Raw genomic sequence first — 203 nt, forward strand, 5'->3', positions numbered from 1 at the left:
TGGACCGAGGTGATGGACCGCTGGCGCCCGGGCCGCGCCATCGGCGGCATCAACGGCCGCTGCCGGGTGCACCGCGCCGTGATGCTGCGCTGGTCGGGCCCCGGCGACCTCGCCGCGGCCGCGGCGATGGCCGCCTGCGAGGAGCTCAGGCCGTGGATGCGTCGTGAGTTCGGCTGGCCGCTGGTCGAGCTCGGCACCATCCG

At 76.4% G+C, this 203-nt stretch carries 1 protein-coding gene; it reads left to right on the top strand.

Annotated features, from left to right (window positions below; genetic code table 11):
• Positions 1-203, top strand: a 203-nt coding sequence (locus tag QWJ41_RS21970) for a hypothetical protein (protein ID WP_302710618.1), incomplete at both ends; no start/stop codon positions are given.

The sequence above is a fragment of the Nocardioides cremeus genome, from assembly GCF_030518195.1.
Lineage (GTDB): Bacteria > Actinomycetota > Actinomycetes > Propionibacteriales > Nocardioidaceae > Nocardioides > Nocardioides cremeus.